The 15,216-nt window shown below is 53.6% G+C and carries 13 protein-coding genes and 1 tRNA gene; 6 read left to right on the forward strand and 8 right to left on the reverse strand.

Going from position 1 to position 15,216, the window contains the following annotated elements; genetic code table 11:
• The first annotated feature begins 53 nt into the window (after window positions 1-53).
• Window positions 54-941 carry a 3-hydroxy-5-phosphonooxypentane-2,4-dione thiolase gene (lsrF, locus tag O9K67_RS03280; protein WP_061499751.1) on the forward strand — a complete coding sequence of 296 codons (888 nt, stop codon included), beginning with the start codon at window positions 54-56 and terminating at the stop codon, window positions 939-941.
• Complete coding sequence (gene lsrG, locus O9K67_RS03285; RefSeq protein ID WP_061493074.1) at window positions 938-1,231, forward strand: (4S)-4-hydroxy-5-phosphonooxypentane-2,3-dione isomerase; 294 nt, start codon at window positions 938-940, stop codon at window positions 1,229-1,231. Before lsrF ends, lsrG begins: the two co-directional genes overlap by 4 nt.
• A gap of 36 nt (window positions 1,232-1,267) precedes the next feature.
• On the opposite strand, the gene ygjG is transcribed toward lsrG, so the two are convergent.
• Window positions 1,268-2,647: a putrescine aminotransferase gene (ygjG, locus tag O9K67_RS03290; RefSeq protein WP_271044636.1), complete on the reverse strand. Its 1,380-nt coding sequence runs from the start codon at window positions 2,645-2,647 to the stop codon at window positions 1,268-1,270.
• A gap of 432 nt (window positions 2,648-3,079) precedes the next feature.
• Between ygjG and O9K67_RS03295 the strand changes: the two genes are divergently transcribed.
• Window positions 3,080-4,600, forward strand: coding sequence for a methyl-accepting chemotaxis protein (locus O9K67_RS03295; RefSeq protein WP_061493076.1), 1,521 nt, complete (start codon window positions 3,080-3,082; stop codon window positions 4,598-4,600).
• 445 nt (window positions 4,601-5,045) lie between these two features.
• Window positions 5,046-6,608, forward strand: coding sequence for a methyl-accepting chemotaxis protein (locus O9K67_RS03300; protein WP_061493077.1), 1,563 nt, complete (start codon window positions 5,046-5,048; stop codon window positions 6,606-6,608).
• On the opposite strand, the gene O9K67_RS03305 is transcribed toward O9K67_RS03300, so the two are convergent.
• Window positions 6,605-7,123 carry a PadR family transcriptional regulator gene (locus O9K67_RS03305; protein ID WP_061493078.1) on the reverse strand — a complete coding sequence of 173 codons (519 nt, stop codon included), beginning with the start codon at window positions 7,121-7,123 and terminating at the stop codon, window positions 6,605-6,607. The two genes, O9K67_RS03300 and O9K67_RS03305, sit on opposite strands and share 4 nt — an antisense overlap.
• Before the next feature lie 236 nt (window positions 7,124-7,359).
• On the opposite strand from O9K67_RS03305, the gene O9K67_RS03310 reads away from it, so the two are divergent.
• A complete protein-coding gene (locus O9K67_RS03310; protein ID WP_061493079.1) occupies window positions 7,360-8,130 on the forward strand; it encodes a siderophore-interacting protein in 771 nt (256 codons plus the stop codon).
• Window positions 8,131-8,165: 35 nt separating this feature from the next.
• On the opposite strand, the gene O9K67_RS03315 is transcribed toward O9K67_RS03310, so the two are convergent.
• From O9K67_RS03315 to O9K67_RS03340, 6 genes are all read right to left on the reverse strand, one after another.
• Window positions 8,166-9,335, reverse strand: a complete 1,170-nt coding sequence (locus O9K67_RS03315; protein WP_061493080.1) for a hypothetical protein — start codon at window positions 9,333-9,335, stop codon at window positions 8,166-8,168.
• A gap of 268 nt (window positions 9,336-9,603) precedes the next feature.
• On the reverse strand, window positions 9,604-10,746 hold the full coding sequence (locus O9K67_RS03320; RefSeq protein ID WP_061493081.1) for a response regulator: 1,143 nt from the start codon (window positions 10,744-10,746) through the stop codon (window positions 9,604-9,606).
• The gene (locus O9K67_RS03325; protein ID WP_061493082.1) at window positions 10,739-11,836 is read right to left on the reverse strand and encodes an HDOD domain-containing protein; all 1,098 of its coding nucleotides are present in this window, start codon (window positions 11,834-11,836) and stop codon (window positions 10,739-10,741) included. The genes O9K67_RS03320 and O9K67_RS03325 overlap by 8 nt, the downstream gene beginning before the upstream one ends.
• Window positions 11,827-12,936 carry a sensor histidine kinase gene (locus O9K67_RS03330; RefSeq protein WP_061493083.1) on the reverse strand — a complete coding sequence of 370 codons (1,110 nt, stop codon included), beginning with the start codon at window positions 12,934-12,936 and terminating at the stop codon, window positions 11,827-11,829. Before O9K67_RS03330 ends, O9K67_RS03325 begins: the two co-directional genes overlap by 10 nt.
• Before the next feature lie 5 nt (window positions 12,937-12,941).
• Window positions 12,942-14,054 carry an FIST N-terminal domain-containing protein gene (locus O9K67_RS03335; protein WP_061493084.1) on the reverse strand — a complete coding sequence of 371 codons (1,113 nt, stop codon included), beginning with the start codon at window positions 14,052-14,054 and terminating at the stop codon, window positions 12,942-12,944.
• Between the two features lie 436 nt (window positions 14,055-14,490).
• Window positions 14,491-14,566 (reverse strand) — tRNA-Ile (locus O9K67_RS03340).
• 125 nt (window positions 14,567-14,691) lie between these two features.
• On the opposite strand from O9K67_RS03340, the gene mug reads away from it, so the two are divergent.
• Window positions 14,692-15,198 carry a G/U mismatch-specific DNA glycosylase gene (mug, locus tag O9K67_RS03345; protein WP_061493085.1) on the forward strand — a complete coding sequence of 169 codons (507 nt, stop codon included), beginning with the start codon at window positions 14,692-14,694 and terminating at the stop codon, window positions 15,196-15,198.
• The last annotated feature ends 18 nt before the right edge of the window (window positions 15,199-15,216 follow it).

Consider the following 15,216-nt stretch of genomic DNA (forward strand, 5'->3'; position numbering starts at 1 on the left):
AATCTTCAATCACAAAATCAATGACTCAATCACAGCTTCTGGCGGGGGAGATGATGGCGGATTTAGATGACATCAAAGACGGTAAAGATTTTGGCCTCGACACACCGCAACATAACGTCCCTTTTGCGTTGAAAGGGTGTGGGGCGCTGGACTGGGGGATGCAGTCGCGGTTGGCGCGGATATTTAACCCGACAAGCAATCGCACGGTCATGCTCGCATTCGATCATGGCTATTTCCAGGGACCGACCACCGGGCTTGAGCGCATTGATTTGTCTATTGCGCCGTTGTTTGGTGAAACCGATGTGCTGATGTGTACGCGCGGTATTTTGCGCAGCGTGGTGCCGCCCGCGACCAATAAACCGGTGGTATTGCGCGCGTCGGGCGGTAACTCGATCCTTGCGGAGCTATCCCGCGAGTGTGTGGCGGTGGCCATGGAGGATGCTCTGCGTTTGAATGTCTGTGCTGTTGCTGCGCAAGTCTACATTGGCAGCGAGTATGAGCATCAATCAATCAGCAATATCATCACGCTGGTGGACGCGGGTAATCGCTACGGTATTCCAACACTTGCCGTCACCGGGGTTGGCAAAGAGATGACCCGCGATGCCCGCTATTTTGCCCTTGCCAGTCGAATCGCTGCCGAGATGGGGGCTCAGTTTGTGAAGACCTATTTTGTGGAGCAGGGGTTTGAGAAAGTCACCGCGAGCTGCCCGGTGCCGATTGTCATCGCGGGGGGGAAAAAGCTGCCAGAGCAGCAGGCGCTGGAGATGTGTTTCCGCGCCATCGATCAGGGCGCGTCCGGCGTGGACATGGGGAGAAATATCTTTCAATCCAGCGCGCCGCTGGCAATGCTAAAAGCGGTGAAAAAAGTGGTGCACGAAAATATGCGCGCCCACGAGGCGTACCAGTTCTGGCTGGAAGAAAAACAAGGAGAGCAACCATGAATGTAACGCTGGTGGAGATCAACATTAAACCCGATCGCGTGGAGGAGTTTTTGCAGGTGTTTCGCGCTAACCATGAAGGCGCCATCCGTGAACCGGGGAATCTGCGTTTCGATGTTTTGCAGGATCCAAAAGTGAAAACCCGCTTTTTCATTTATGAGGCTTATCAGGATGATGCCGCCGTGCTTGCCCATAAGAAGACGCCGCACTACCTGGCCTGTGTGGAAAAACTGGAGGAACTGATGTCTGAGCCGCGTAAAAAACGCAGCTTTATTGGCGTGATGCCAGCCTGATGGGGTTCCCCCTCCCCACCGGGAGAGGGGGAACGATTACGCTTGTGCGACGGCGACCCGCAGTGCTTCCAGCGCGTTACCCGCGGCTTTCAGCACCTGCTCACACTGTTCCATTGTTAACGTCAGCGGCGGTTCTATGCGAATGGTTTTCGCGTTATTGAGCGTCCCGGCAACCAGTACCCGCTGGCGGAACATCTCACTGGCAAAGTTGTAGCCCGTTTCATTATCCACAAACTCGATCGCCATCAGCATCCCGCGACCGCGCGCATCCTGCACCAGATCGGGATATTTGCGTCCCAGCGCCCTGAAGCCATCCAGCAGGATGTCGCCTTTCTGTTCAGCCTGCGCAGGCAGGTTCTCTTCCAGCAGCACATTGATGGTTGCCAGCGCAGCCGCACAGGCCAGCGGGTTACCGCCAAAGGTGGTGGTATGCAGGAAGGGGTTATCAAACAGAACGGAGAATACCTCCTGCGTGGCGATGGTCGCGCCAATCGGCATCACACCGCCGCCCAGTGCTTTGGCGAGGCACAGAATGTCCGGCTGCACGTTTTCATGCTCGCAGGCGAACATTTTGCCGGTACGTCCCATACCGGTTTGCACTTCATCAAAGATAAGCAGTGCGCCAAATTCGTCGCACAGCTTACGCACCGCAGGCAGATAGCCTTGTGGCGGCAGAATTACCCCACCTTCGCCCTGAATGGGTTCCAGGATCACGGCAGCAACGTCATCGCCCGTTTTATGGCATTCGCTCAGTAACGTGCGCATGGCCTCGATATCGCCGAAGGGGACATGACGGAAGCCCGGCAGCAGCGGCATAAAGGGTTTGCGGAAGGTCGATTTCGCTGTCGCAGAGAGCGCCCCTAACGACTTGCCGTGGAACGCGCCGCTGGTGGCGACAAAGGTGAATTTGCCGCGCGGCGATTGGTACGCTTTGGCAAGTTTTAACGCAGCTTCGACGGACTCCGTCCCGCTGTTGCTAAAGAAGCTGTATTTCAGTTTGCCAGGGGCGAGCGCCGCCAGCGTTTTTGCCAGCATCGCCCGTAGCGGGTCGAGAAGTTCCTGGCTATGCAGAGGTTGTTTGGCGAGTTGATTCTGTACGGCGGAAACCACAACTGGATTACGGTGCCCCACATTGAATATTCCAAAACCACCCAGGCAATCTAAGTACTCCTGTCCCTGGGTGTCGACAAGCGTATTCAAACTGCTCGCTTGCCATTCTACGGCTCCGTAATCCCCGCCGGCGGTAACAGATTTTCGATACTCTAAAAACCCCGGATTAACATGCTCTTTAAAGTAGTCCACCACCTCTCGGTTTAATGCTTTCATCTCCTCATGATCAAGCGTTCGCTTCTCAATGAGATTTAATGCGTGAGCGCTGCACGCTAAAGCCGATGCGCTGGAAGGTAACCTGTTCAAAATGTGCTCCAGGGGCTCGCGTATCACATGATACCGATTTAAGTATTGCAGGGATTACGCCACTTCGGCTTGTGTTACAAAAATCGGGATAAACGCCAGGGCAATAGGGGGTTGTGCAAGATTTAATCGTCCCGTTTCGTTGAAATATCGCTATCTTCGTGATTAAAATTTGAACGATGGCAACGGTTTTATGCGGATTATGCGCCATGGTGGTGCAAAGAGTGCCCAATAACGGAGCATGACCGTTTAGGGTTATTACGTGATTTCATACTGAAATTATTAAAATCAGCGAGTTACAGGGCATACAAAAAATGCGGTTTTAGCGTGAATTGCGATCTAAATCAAATTTAACAACTAAAGATAAATCCATTATCGCCGAAATAACATTCGCAATAATTTTTAACAGACCTATAACCTGCCAAGGATGCCATCATGCCTTCTCCGCTTTATGTTAGTCAGCGGCTTTTTCCGCTGGATGACGACATCACTCTTATGTCAACAACCGACGTGCACAGTTACATCACCCACGCAAATGATGCGTTTGTCCAGGCCAGCGGATACCCTCTGGAAGCGTTACAGGGCCAGCCGCACAATCTGGTTCGTCACCCGGATATGCCCAAAGCCGCGTTTGCCGATATGTGGTATACGCTCAAACAGGGAGAACCCTGGAGCGGAATTGTTAAAAACCGACGTAAAAATGGCGACCATTATTGGGTGCGCGCCAACGCGATCCCGATGGTGCGTGATGGGCAACTTACCGGGTACATGTCGATTCGCACCCGCGCGACGGACGATGAGATTGCCGCCGTTGAACCACTGTACAACGCGTTAAATGAAGGACGCTGTAATAAGCGGATCCATAAGGGGCTGGTGGTAAGCAAAAGGTGGTGGGGAAATCTGCGCGCCATGCCGCTTCGCTGGCGTGCCCGGAGCGTGATGGTGTGCGCCTGGGTTGCACAACTGATGGGGTTGTGGCTGGCGGATAGCAGCACACTGGCATTGATGGTCAGTACACTGGCGATGCTGGCAGGCGGGATGGCGTTTGAGTGGCAAATCGTTCGCCCGGCAGAAAACGTTGCTCGCCAGGCGCTGAGCGTTGCAACCGGGGAGCGTAACAGCGTACAACCGCTCAACCGTAGTGATGAACTGGGGCTTGCGCTACGTGCGGTCGGGCAACTGGGGTTAATGTGTCGCTGGTTGATCCACGATGTCTCCAGCCAGGTCAATAGCGTGCGTAAAGGCAGTGAAACGCTGGCCAAAGGTAACGATGATCTCAATGCGCGTACCCGCGCGACGGTCGACAACGTTCAGCAAACCGTGGCGACCATGAGCCAGATGGCTGCATCGGTGCAGACCAGTTCGCAAACCGCGTCGGCAGCGGACCAGCTCTCCAGCTCCGCTAGCAGTGCGGCGTCGCACGGCGGAAAAGTGATGGAAACGGTGGTGAAAACCATGGATGAGATTGCCAACAGTACGCAGCGTATTGGTTCAATTACCGCGCTGATTAATGACATCGCTTTCCAGACCAATATCCTGGCATTGAACGCGGCAGTTGAAGCTGCCCGCGCCGGGGAGCAGGGCAAAGGGTTTGCTGTTGTCGCCGGGGAGGTTCGCCACCTGGCCAGCCGCAGTGCCAATGCGGCCAATGATATTCGCAAGCTTATCGACGCCAGCGCCAGCAAAGTACAGTCTGGCTACGAGCAGGTGCATGCCGCAGGCCAGACCATGGATGATATTGTTAATCAGGTGCAGAACGTGACGGCTCTGATTGGGCAAATCAGCCAGTCGGCATCCGAGCAGGCAGCGGGGCTTTCCGAGCTGACGCGCGCGGTCTCTGAACTGGATGCCATTACCCAACAGAACGCCGGGTTAGTTGAAGAGAGTGCGACGGTGTCGGCGATGGTGCAGCATCGCGCCGGGCGTTTACAGGATGCCGTTTCTGTATTGCATTAACCCCTCTAAGCGAATTAAAAACCACCAGGAGATATTCTGGTGGTTTTTTTGTCTATAACCATAATAAAAGTGCGTTTTATTATGTAATAGTATTATTCTTTCTTTGTTAAATTATTATTAAATATAATTGGAATTGTGAAGCATTAATAAACATCAAAGACTGTAACTTAATTATTAATTAAATCCGGTTAAGTTGTAGTAAATACATTGTTCTTATCAATTTTTCCGTACATATAACGATCGATGCAATGGGATTAATCGCCTGTAACTATCGGTTTATTCAATAAGTAATTAAAAAAACGATCAAACTCATAAAGTTAGCGTTTCGGTTACCGATAACGTTAGGTGGTTGCTTTCTTTTTAAACGCACCAGGGACTTAAGCTCGCCTTTTCGATTAGGGGCACGCGCTTTCCTCAGCAAAATAATCAATCCCATGGAGAATATATGTTTTTACATGACGTAAAAATCGGCACGAAATTATTTCTGGCATTCGGCTTTTTTATTGTGTTGATGGTAGTAAGTTCCTGCCTTTCACTACTCAGCCTGAATCGTGCAAATAATGGCATGCAAGAGATTGTTCATAATGACTATCCCACCACTGTCAAAGCGAACGATTTGATCGATAATTTCAATGCCTTCGTGAACACCCAGCAAATGATGTTGCTCGACAATGATGGCAGATGGACGACGGAAACGCAGAAACAGCTCGCCGACATCAGCAGTCACGTTACCTCCCTCCTTGAAGACCTGTCGAAAAACCTGCCGGACCGCGAATCACAAAAAGTTCTTTCTGATATCCGCACCGTACGCCAGCAGTATCTTGATTCCCGCTTCCGCATCCTTGATGCGGTGAAGAAAAACGACCGTGCGGCGGCGATTGAAGAGATGATGACCAACACGGTCAGGATTCAAAACGCCTATAAAGAGAAAGTGATGGCATTGATTGCTATACAGGACAAACAGATACGCACGGCAGGCGCTCAGGTACAAAATGACTTCAGCACCAACCGCTTAATGCTGATCCTGCTTGCGGTATTCAGCATTGGTATGGGAAGCCTGATGGGCTGGTATATCGTGCGCATGATCACCCGCCCGTTGGGTGAAGCGGTCGTTTTTGCCGAAGCGATTGCCGATGGTGATTTAACCCGCACCATTGATGTTCGTCATCGCGACGAAACCGGTATCCTTCTGCATGCCTTGATGGAAATGAAAAACCGCCTGGTTGAGATTGTCCACCAGGTGCAAAACGGCTCTGAAAGCATTTCCAGCGCAGCAGCGCAGATCGTAGCGGGTAACCAGGATCTGGCGGCAAGAACCGAAGAACAGGCCAGCTCCGTTGAGCAAACGGCCGCCTCGATGGAACAGATCACGGCAACGGTGAAAAACACCGCCGATCATACATCGGAAGCGTCGCAGCTCTCTGCGGGTGCGGCAACGGTAGTGAAAAACAATGGCGAGATGATGAAGCAGGTGACGGAAAAAATGCGTGTCATTAACGACACGTCTAACCGCATGTCCGACATTATCAACCTGATCGATTCCATTGCGTTCCAGACCAATATCCTTGCACTTAACGCCGCGGTAGAAGCCGCACGGGCCGGTGAGCATGGCCGTGGCTTTGCGGTAGTGGCAGGCGAAGTCCGTCAACTGGCGCAGAAAAGCGCTTCATCGGCGAACGAGATCCGTCATCTGATCGAAAGTTCAGCCAGCCAGACCCGCGAGGGGATGTCGCTGGTGGAAAAAGCCAGTGCGCTGATTAACGGTATGGTGACGAACGTTGAAGAGATGGATGTGATCCTGCGTGAGATTGGCCAGGCAAGCCGGGAGCAAACCGACGGCATTTCGCAGATCAACAGCGCCATCGGGCTGATTGACTCCACCACCCAGCAGAACTCCAGCCTGGTGGAAGAGTCTGTTGCGGCGGCGGCAGCGCTAAATGAACAGGCGCTGCACCTGCATGAGCTGGTACAGGTGTTCCGTCTGCGCGATATGCCCGCGTCGGCTTAATCCAGTTGTGAAATATCCAGCGCTGCGCGGTCGATAATGCCGATGATCTGCTTTAGCTGCGTGGCGCTGAGTTCCCCCTGATTGACGCGTAAATCCAGTACCGCTTTGAAATTCTCCAGCGCGCGTTTCATCTGTGGGTCTCGGCGTAACTGATAGCCTACATTACGGGCTTTAATGCGCGCCTGAATTTGCGCCAGTTGCGTCTGATTTTCCTCCAGCCAGCGCAGCCCCTCTGCGGTAATGGCTATTTTCCGGCGCCCGCTCTCTTCATCACTGATGGCGATCAACTGCTGATCCTGCAAAAAATCCAGTGTTGGATAGATAACACCAGCGCTTGGCGTGTAGTTGCCTTGCGTCAGGGTTTCAATCTCTTTAATCAACTCATAACCGTGGCTGGCGTTGTGCGCCAGCAGGTGCAAAATAACCAGCCGCAATTCGCCATGACCAAAAAAGCGCTGGCGGCGGCCGCCACCGTGGTGGTGCCCCTCGTTATTGTTACCGTGATGATGCCGCATACACCTCTCCTGTTATTTGATATATCTAATTTATATCTAAAATTACTTTTCAGACAATATTTAAAACCTTTATTTCTTTAATATGCTGATAAATATAGTAATTATTTTCCACTTTAACGAACTGTGCGCTTTGTCTTGTCTATATCATAAAAATCGCTTGCCTTCTTTCTAATCAACAATCATTATCATTTGCACAATATTTAGATATATCGTATTCAACGCTACGAAGGCCGATTATGACTACCAACCCACAGCGTTATCCGCAGCGCGTACGCAATGCGCTGCGCTTTCGTGAATTAACTGTACTGCGCGTAGAGCGTCCGGGCGTTGGCTTCCAGCGTGTGGTGCTGGGCGGCGAGCAACTGGAGGGGTTTTCCTCCCGCGGATTTGACGATCACACCAAAGTTTTTTTCCCGCAGCCGGGCACATCGTTTGTGCCACCAGTTGTGACAGATGAAGGGATTGTCTGGGGCGACGGGCCGCGTCCGGCTTCCCGCGACTATACACCGCTGTATGATGCCGGGCGTCATGAGCTGCTGCTGGATTTCTATATCCATGATGGCGGAGTGGCGAGCCAGTGGGCGCTAAAGGCACAGGTTGGCGATAAGCTGACCATTGGCGGACCGCGCGGTTCGCTGGTTGTGCCGGAAGATTATGCCTGGCAGCTCTATGTGTGTGATGAGTCCGGCATGCCAGCGCTGCGCCGTCGCCTGGAAGGGATAAGCCAGCTTGCTGCGCGCCCGAACGTCATGGCGGTGGTCACGATTGATAATGCTGCGTATCAGGACTACCTGGCGCATCTGAGCGGTTTTGATATCCAGTGGGTGATTGGCCATAACCCGCAGGCGGTGGCTGACAAGCTGGCGGCCCTGGCGGTACCGGATGAAGATTATTTTATCTGGCTGACCGGGGAGGGCGATGCGGTGAAATCACTGATGGGCCGCTTTGAGGGTAACGGTATCGATCAGCAATTGGTGCGTGCGCAGGCGTACTGGCACAAAAAGTAGCGAGCAGGCCCGGTGGGTGACCGGGCTTACTGCTTTCAGGCGACTTCGTCGTACTCCGCCTCGCTGACTTGCTGCTCCAGCGTCTGACGCAATTCTGTCAGTGCTTTTTCCTGCTGGCGGAAGTAGGTTTCCTGATCGCCGAGTGTTGACACCAGTTGCCAGGTCTCCTCTTTTTCCAACGCGGCGAGTTCCTCAATCAGCGTTGCGATATGTTGTTTCACCTCGACGATACGCTGACGTAAACGTTGCAGATCGTTTAAACGATCGCTGGCCATCATGGGGTCTAAGCCTTGTTGCAGACGGGTCAGCAAAGAGCGAATGGCGCTCAGGTCGCCACGCTCGCGCGCCTGGTTCAGCTGCACCATCATGCCATGGGCCTCGTTTTTCAGCTCATTATCCACCAGATCCGGGTGGCAGAGTTTACTCGCCTGACGCCACAGCCGTTTCAGCTCAGTGCGCTCGTCTTCCGTCATTTTTTGTTCAAAACTGAAGCGTTTTTCGGCATCGTGCTGCTGTTCCTGATGGTTTTCGTACTCCTGGCGTGCCTCGTCACGGGCATGGCGAGTCGGTTCGTCTTCACGCGTGAGGCCGCTTTCCAGCTCCAGCGCTTCGGCCAGCAGAGAGGCAATCAGGTCGTTTTGCTGCTGTAAATGTTTACGCGCTTCAGCGGCTTGTATGGAGTGAGGCGGCATACTTTCCCAACGCTGAGTCAGCATCACCAGAACATTGACCGCCTGCGACAGGTATTTCTGGCAACGCTGATAATCCGCTTCACGGCGGCGCGCTTCGGCTTCCTGGCGGCGGACGGCGGCTTCGGCGAGGGTTTTGCGCAAGTTCAGGATCTGCGACATCAGTGGCCCAAGGCGGGTCATGTACAGGTCGTTGAACTCATCCAGCAACTGGATGCGGGCGTTACGTTTATCAATCAGCTCCCGCAATTGTTCTTCCAGGGCTTTCAGCTCCAGTTTGCTGGCGGATACCTGCGGATCTGACCAGGCGACCACCGAGCGCTGATTCTGCAGCCACTCCGTGATAACGCGCATCGCATCACTGTAGTTTTTCGCTTCAAGCGCCTGGACAATGAAGGCTAATTCCGGGTCCGTGACTTCCGCTTTGAGTAAGGGAAGCTGACTATGGATGATCCCGTCATCCTCCAGTTCAATGGCGTATTTGATGATTTCAAGCCGTTTTATAGGTTTGTTCATGGCGTTTCGTCAAAGCGCGTAATGAGTCTGTTAATGGGAGTTGTTCATCAGATCTGGACCACGACTATGAAGCTCGCAATCGTCCGGCACCATATTACATGCGCCCCCTTTCAATGCGTAGTCTTTCTGTGAAAATTGCGTTTACGGCCTCTTTTCCATGCGAAATGCGTAAAAAGTTGCGTTATGGCAAAGCAGATAATTACCGCGCAGCGGAACGTTTTCTGCTGCCGATAAGACCTCACCCTTATCTGCCGGACGCGGCATAACATTAACCAGGCGTTGTGCTGTCAGGCAGCCCGCGTACCCGTATCGGCTCTTTAATGGCCTCTGCACTGAGCAGCCGCTGAAGGGCAGAGATAGCGGTGTCAGTGAGTTCATGCCCTTTCGTCAGCACCATCAAACCGTTCGTGGTGCGGATATCTTCATCCACCACCCAGCCGGGCATCAGTTCACGAATTCGCGCAGAGCGTACGCCGGTGACATTGGTGCGGAAATCCGAAAGGGATTTAATGATATAGTCCGGCAACGCGGGGCTTGCGGCGCGCAGGATCTCCCAGGGGCGCTCCAGACTCCATCCGCGTGCGGCATGGCGTTCCAGTTCAAGGGCTGCACGCAGTAAATGCGAACCGCGCAACACTTCGAGGGGCACATTGGGTGCTGGCTCTTTCGCCTGATGACGAATGATTTCGGCCACCAGTTCAAGACGCGGGATATTTCCAACCAGACGGGCGGCAACTTCCGGATGCCCCACCAACAGTTTCCTCTCTTCTTCCGAGAGTTTGCGCTGGGCTGCGTCGGCTTGCACGATGTCGGCGGGAATGCCGACGCAACCGATTTGACTCAATGAGGCGGCGATAGTGTATATCCACTCATCGTGCCACTCCAGTTTTGGCAATGCGTGACGGACGCAGGATTGGGCGAAGGCTGCTCGCTGGAACGCCCAGGGCGCTACCATGGCGAGCACTTCCGTCAGCGTTTTCACCGAGGCGGTGAGGGTGGTGGCCAGCAACTCTTTTTCTGCACGGACGAGACGATACTGACGAACAGCGTCGTTGAGCGTCGCAATCAATTCCTCTTTCGGGCAGGGTTTACACAGGTAGCGGAAAATAGCCCCTTTGTTGATGGCCGCAATGGAGGATGTGACATCGGCTTGCCCGGTGAGGAGGAGCCGCACGCTATCGGGAGAAAGCTCCCGCGCTTTGGCCAGAAAGGTCGCACCGTCCATGTTGGGCATGCGCATGTCCGACATGATCACAGCAAAAGGTTCTCCCCAGCGAATCGCATCCAGTCCCGCTTCCCCACTCGGTGCGACGACCACGTCAAATTCACCAAACAGGTTTCGTTCTATCGCTGCGAGTACATTGGGTTCATCGTCGACGCACAGCACCCGGGGTAAGGCGGTATCAGTCATGAGGAGTGTCCTGTAGGGTGGCAAGCATTTGCTGCCATAAAGGTAGCTGGTTCAGCATGCCTGTCTGTTCGAGATAATCCCGATCCGGCAGGGTGTGATTGGCCAGCGCGACCGCGACGTGCACGATACCGAGCGCGTCAAAAACGCCGTTTGTGGAACGGGAAGGCTGAGCGTGGCCCGCCACAATCTCCACAATGTCCATGGGTAAGCCCCATAGCGCCAGCAGATAAGCGCCCACAGCGGAACGCAGGGGAATATTGTCGCGCGCGAGAGGGGATTCGCCGCCGTCCTCACGCATTTCCGGGATCAGCAATGCAATATTGGCCAACAGCGCAGCGGTAGGTTCCAGCCCCTGATGCCCGGCGATACGCTCAGCCAGTTTGGAGGCGAGAAGGGCGCGGTGTTGCAGTTGTTCAACGTACGGATCGGCTTTCGCATCGGCAAAAAACTGGGAGGCCAGCACCAGCAGCTTTACTTGTTCCAGCCCCAGATGGGTAATGGCGCTGCCAATATCATGAATTTTCCCTCCCCGGCTGAACCATGCGGAATTGGCAAGCTGCATGATTTTGGCGCTTAGCGCAGGGTCGCTGGCCAGGCGTTCTGCGATCTGCCGGGTATCACTGTCGGGGCGGGCGATGAGCTGGCAGACTTCGGTAAACACTTTAGGTGAGGCGGGCAACTGGTTAATACGCCCGATAATCCCGAGCACGGCAGGATCTTTAAACATATCGCGTAACGCCAGGGCACTGCCGATCATCGTGAACAACGCTGCACTGTCGCAGGGTTTGGCCACAAATCGGTGCGCGACGTCCAGCATTCGCCGAGTGGCATCAGGTTCGGAGTAACCGGAGAGGATAATGCGTATTGTGCCAGGCCAGCGATCGCGCACCTGGGCCAGTAATTCTGCGCCGTCCATAAAAGGCATGCGCATATCGGACACCACCACGTCCGCCGGCGTCTCTTCCAGCATTGCCAGCGCCTCAGGGCCGCTGGTGGCGAAGCGACTCTCCCAGTCGGCATCGTGCATCATGATGGCCCGCTCAATACCTGACAGCACCCTGCTTTCGTCATCCACGAACATCACTTGCATGCCGGATCATCCTCCTTGCTGCTGCGTAGCGGAAACTGCAGGATAAACGTTGAGCCGACGCCCTCTTGCGACTCGCAACGGATCTGTCCATCGTGTTTGTCTACCACCGTTGAGTACACAATCGCCAGCCCTTGCCCTGTTCCTTTTCCCACGGCCTTAGTGGTAAAGAAGGGATCGAAAATGCGGTCGCGGATCGCCGCCGGGATACCACTGCCATCGTCGTTGACGCGGATTTCCAGATAATCACCGTTCTGTTGCGCAGAAATGGTGATGCGGCCTTTCTCTTTGATGCCTTCCTTCAGCGTGTCCGCAATAGCATGCGCGGCGTTAACCACCAGGTTGAGGATAGCCTGGCCCACCATATCGCGCAGGCAAGGTAGCTGGGGTAAATCGTCGCTGAAATGGGTTTCAAGATCGGCCACGTACTTCCATTCGTTGCGGGCCACAGTCACCGTGGTATTGATGATTTCGCGTATATCCACCCGCTCCTTCACATTTTGCGAAGGGTGTGAGAACTCTTTCATGGCGGCGACGATTCTGGCGATATGGCCAAGGCCTTCGAGTGATTCGTCCAGCGCACCTGGGATCTGGCGGCGCAAAAAGTCTAACTTCGTGCGCTTGAGCGTCGCGTCAAATTCCGCCATGGCGGGCTCATCGGCCAGTTTCCCACGCGCGACATCGGCCAGCGCAAGAGCCGCATCAAGCAGCGTTAACAGCGTAGCATTCGCACTTTTAACAAAGCCGACGTTGTCAGAGACATACTGGGTCGGCGTGTTGATTTCATGGGCGATACCGGCGGCAAGTTGGCCGATAGACTCCATTTTTTGCGCCTGAAGCAGCTGCGTTTGGGTAATGCGCAACTCAGCCAGCGCTTTTTCCAGTTCGTGTCGCTCGTTTTCCAGCTCCATTGTCTTACGGGCGACCACTTTTTCCAGCCCCACATTCTGCTCCAGAATGGCGAACGGCGTGGCGTGGCTGTGTCGGGCTTCTTGTGCGATGCGGCGTTTCAGGACGTCGATGGTCTTGTCCCGAGCGATGAGCTTGCGCTCATAATCCGCGAGAGAAAGGCTGGTTGGGGAGGCTTCGGGAAAGGCGGACATAATGGTTAACCTCCAATGGCAACACCTGTAAATGTCTGGTTTACATGCAGCCCGTTATATTGCTCGCCATAAGTTGAGAACCCCACCACCCTGTTCTGCACCATAATTTCGCCGATCTGTTGCTCAAGCCCCTCTTTTTCGAACTGGAGACGGCGCAGGATGCAATCACAGCCGATGATGACAGCGGGATCCGGAATGGTTTCACGCACTTTGTCAAAGGCCTGGCTAAAGGTCTGAATGGGATCTTCGGCAATGCCAATCGACACGATCAACCCTTCTTCAATGGCGCAATAACAAGTAAGAGAGAGGTCCGCGTTCATTTTCTGGATCGAACGAACGTAAGGCTCGTCGCCGAAAGAGAGAACCAGCGGGTTTCGGGAGAAGACCGTTGGTGTTAATTCATCGACAGTCAGGCCAAGAGACTCCGCATACACCTGTGCGGCAGGTTCGCCGTTGATCTCAAGAATAAGCCGTTTCTCGGCATCGGCCTCGGTGATAACCAGTTCCACGTCGCTGGGTTCGAAATGCTGGATCTTAAAGGTGGCGACCGGAGAGCTGGTTTCGATAACGGCAAAAACGGCGGCATCAGAGACGAAATGCCCGTTACCATCATAGACGTAGCTTTTTTCGAAACGTAAATCGTCGCCTGCGGATCCCCCCACGATAGGAACATTGCCTATCTGCTGATACAGGTTCGCGACAAGACGTTCTTCGGCCATCGAAAGACCATCGACCAGCAGCAGGCCGAAACGGTGCAGGTTGGGTCTCTCCTGACTGTCGCGACGAATGGTTTCGGCAATGTCGGTGATGACGGCGGTGTATTCAATCAGCGGGTGGATGATAAAAGTGCGGGCGCGAAAACCACCGCCTAATCCAAGCCCCAGTAGCCCGGAGTGCTGGAAACCTTCTGTGCCAATGTGACCTGAGGAAGTACAACCGATGCAGGGACAGGAGAAGGTGCTTTTTAACGCCCGGCCTAGAGCCTCCAGATCATAATCCGGAGAGCAGAAGAAAATAACGGTTTCGATTTCGTCGTGACCGATCTGTTCAGCAAACTCGGCCACTGCCTGAACCGGATCCGGAGACTCGCTACTTGCATATCTGGGTTGGAAATTCACGGCATTATCTCCCCATTCTGAACAGCAATCTTCACGCCTGTACTCGCCTGGTCCAGTACATCGTCAACTGTCCCGATGATGGAAGATTAGGAGTTGGCCCCGTAAATAGCAAATCCGCAGGGCTATAATTTGACAGGCTTTTTTGCTTATATTTTTCTTCTATAACGCGGGGCGTTTATCGTTCTTACGGTGAGGGTGGGCAACGATATTGGGGAAGGGAAAACGGCGGAGATTTATGATGTGCTGAAATCACTTCGGCGCAAGCATTGAGTTTTGTATAAATTTCCATTTACGACAGGTAAAGCGCCAGTGAAAAACAAATCGTAAATCTTTAGCACCGTTATGACGGTGAGACACTTTTGAGACATTCGAGGAAAAGGTAAAACAAATTACATTAAGAAAATGCAGGTAACTTATTGAAGGTAATTAGAAAATTTGGTGGCCCCTGCTGGACTTGAACCAGCGACCAAGCGATTATGAGTCGCCTGCTCTAACCACTGAGCTAAGGGGCCGTGGCGGGGAATTATAAAGTAACTTACCCACGCAATCCAGCGGGAATCGCCTGGCTGATGTTTTTATAAACAACCTATTTTCAATCTCTTATACTGGCTTTTACGGCATTCATCAGGAGGTGGGTATGATCCACGATATTCTGGAGCCGGGGTTGCGGGTGGTGTTTTGCGGTATCAACCCTGGCAAGTCTTCCGCCCATACGGGTTTTCACTTTGCTCACCCGGGGAATCGCTTCTGGAAAGTGATCCACCAGGCGGGCTTTACTGATACCTTGTTGCGCCCGGAAGATGAACGGCATCTGCTTGATACTCGCTGTGGTATCACCATGCTGGTCGAACGCCCGACCGTGCAGGCAAGCGAAGTGGATCTTCATGAACTGCGTAACGGTGGCAGGGAACTGATCAAGAAGATCGAAGATTACCAACCAGCTGCGTTAGCGATCCTCGGTAAAAATGCCTTTGAGCAGGCATTCAGCGTGCGCGGCGCGCCCTGGGGCAAACAGGCTATTACCATTGGCGTCACGCAGGTTTGGGTGTTGCCGAACCCCAGCGGGCTCAACCGCGCAACGCTGGATAAATTGGTGCAATCTTACCGGGAACTGGATGAGGCACTGGTCACGCGAGGACTTTAATGCGTTGGAGAGGAAACA

Origin of the sequence: Kosakonia oryzendophytica, from assembly GCF_027886705.1 — a bacterium.
GTDB classification, from domain to species: domain Bacteria; phylum Pseudomonadota; class Gammaproteobacteria; order Enterobacterales; family Enterobacteriaceae; genus Kosakonia; species Kosakonia oryzendophytica.

Bases quoted from the DNA above. Each gene is read 5' to 3' on its own strand.
- lsrF (WP_061499751.1), top strand. From the start codon at position 54: ATGGCGGATTTAGATGACATCAAAGACGGTAAAGATTTTGGCCTCGAC.
- lsrG (WP_061493074.1), top strand. From the start codon at position 938: ATGAATGTAACGCTGGTGGAGATCAACATTAAACCCGATCGCGTGGAG.
- O9K67_RS03295 (WP_061493076.1), top strand. From the start codon at position 3,080: ATGCCTTCTCCGCTTTATGTTAGTCAGCGGCTTTTTCCGCTGGATGAC.
- O9K67_RS03300 (WP_061493077.1), top strand. From the start codon at position 5,046: ATGTTTTTACATGACGTAAAAATCGGCACGAAATTATTTCTGGCATTC.
- O9K67_RS03305 (WP_061493078.1), bottom strand. From the start codon at position 7,123: ATGCGGCATCATCACGGTAACAATAACGAGGGGCACCACCACGGTGGC.
- O9K67_RS03310 (WP_061493079.1), top strand. From the start codon at position 7,360: ATGACTACCAACCCACAGCGTTATCCGCAGCGCGTACGCAATGCGCTG.
- O9K67_RS03315 (WP_061493080.1), bottom strand. From the start codon at position 9,335: ATGAACAAACCTATAAAACGGCTTGAAATCATCAAATACGCCATTGAA.
- O9K67_RS03320 (WP_061493081.1), bottom strand. From the start codon at position 10,746: ATGACTGATACCGCCTTACCCCGGGTGCTGTGCGTCGACGATGAACCC.
- O9K67_RS03325 (WP_061493082.1), bottom strand. From the start codon at position 11,836: ATGCAAGTGATGTTCGTGGATGACGAAAGCAGGGTGCTGTCAGGTATT.
- O9K67_RS03330 (WP_061493083.1), bottom strand. From the start codon at position 12,936: ATGTCCGCCTTTCCCGAAGCCTCCCCAACCAGCCTTTCTCTCGCGGAT.
- mug (WP_061493085.1), top strand. From the start codon at position 14,692: ATGATCCACGATATTCTGGAGCCGGGGTTGCGGGTGGTGTTTTGCGGT.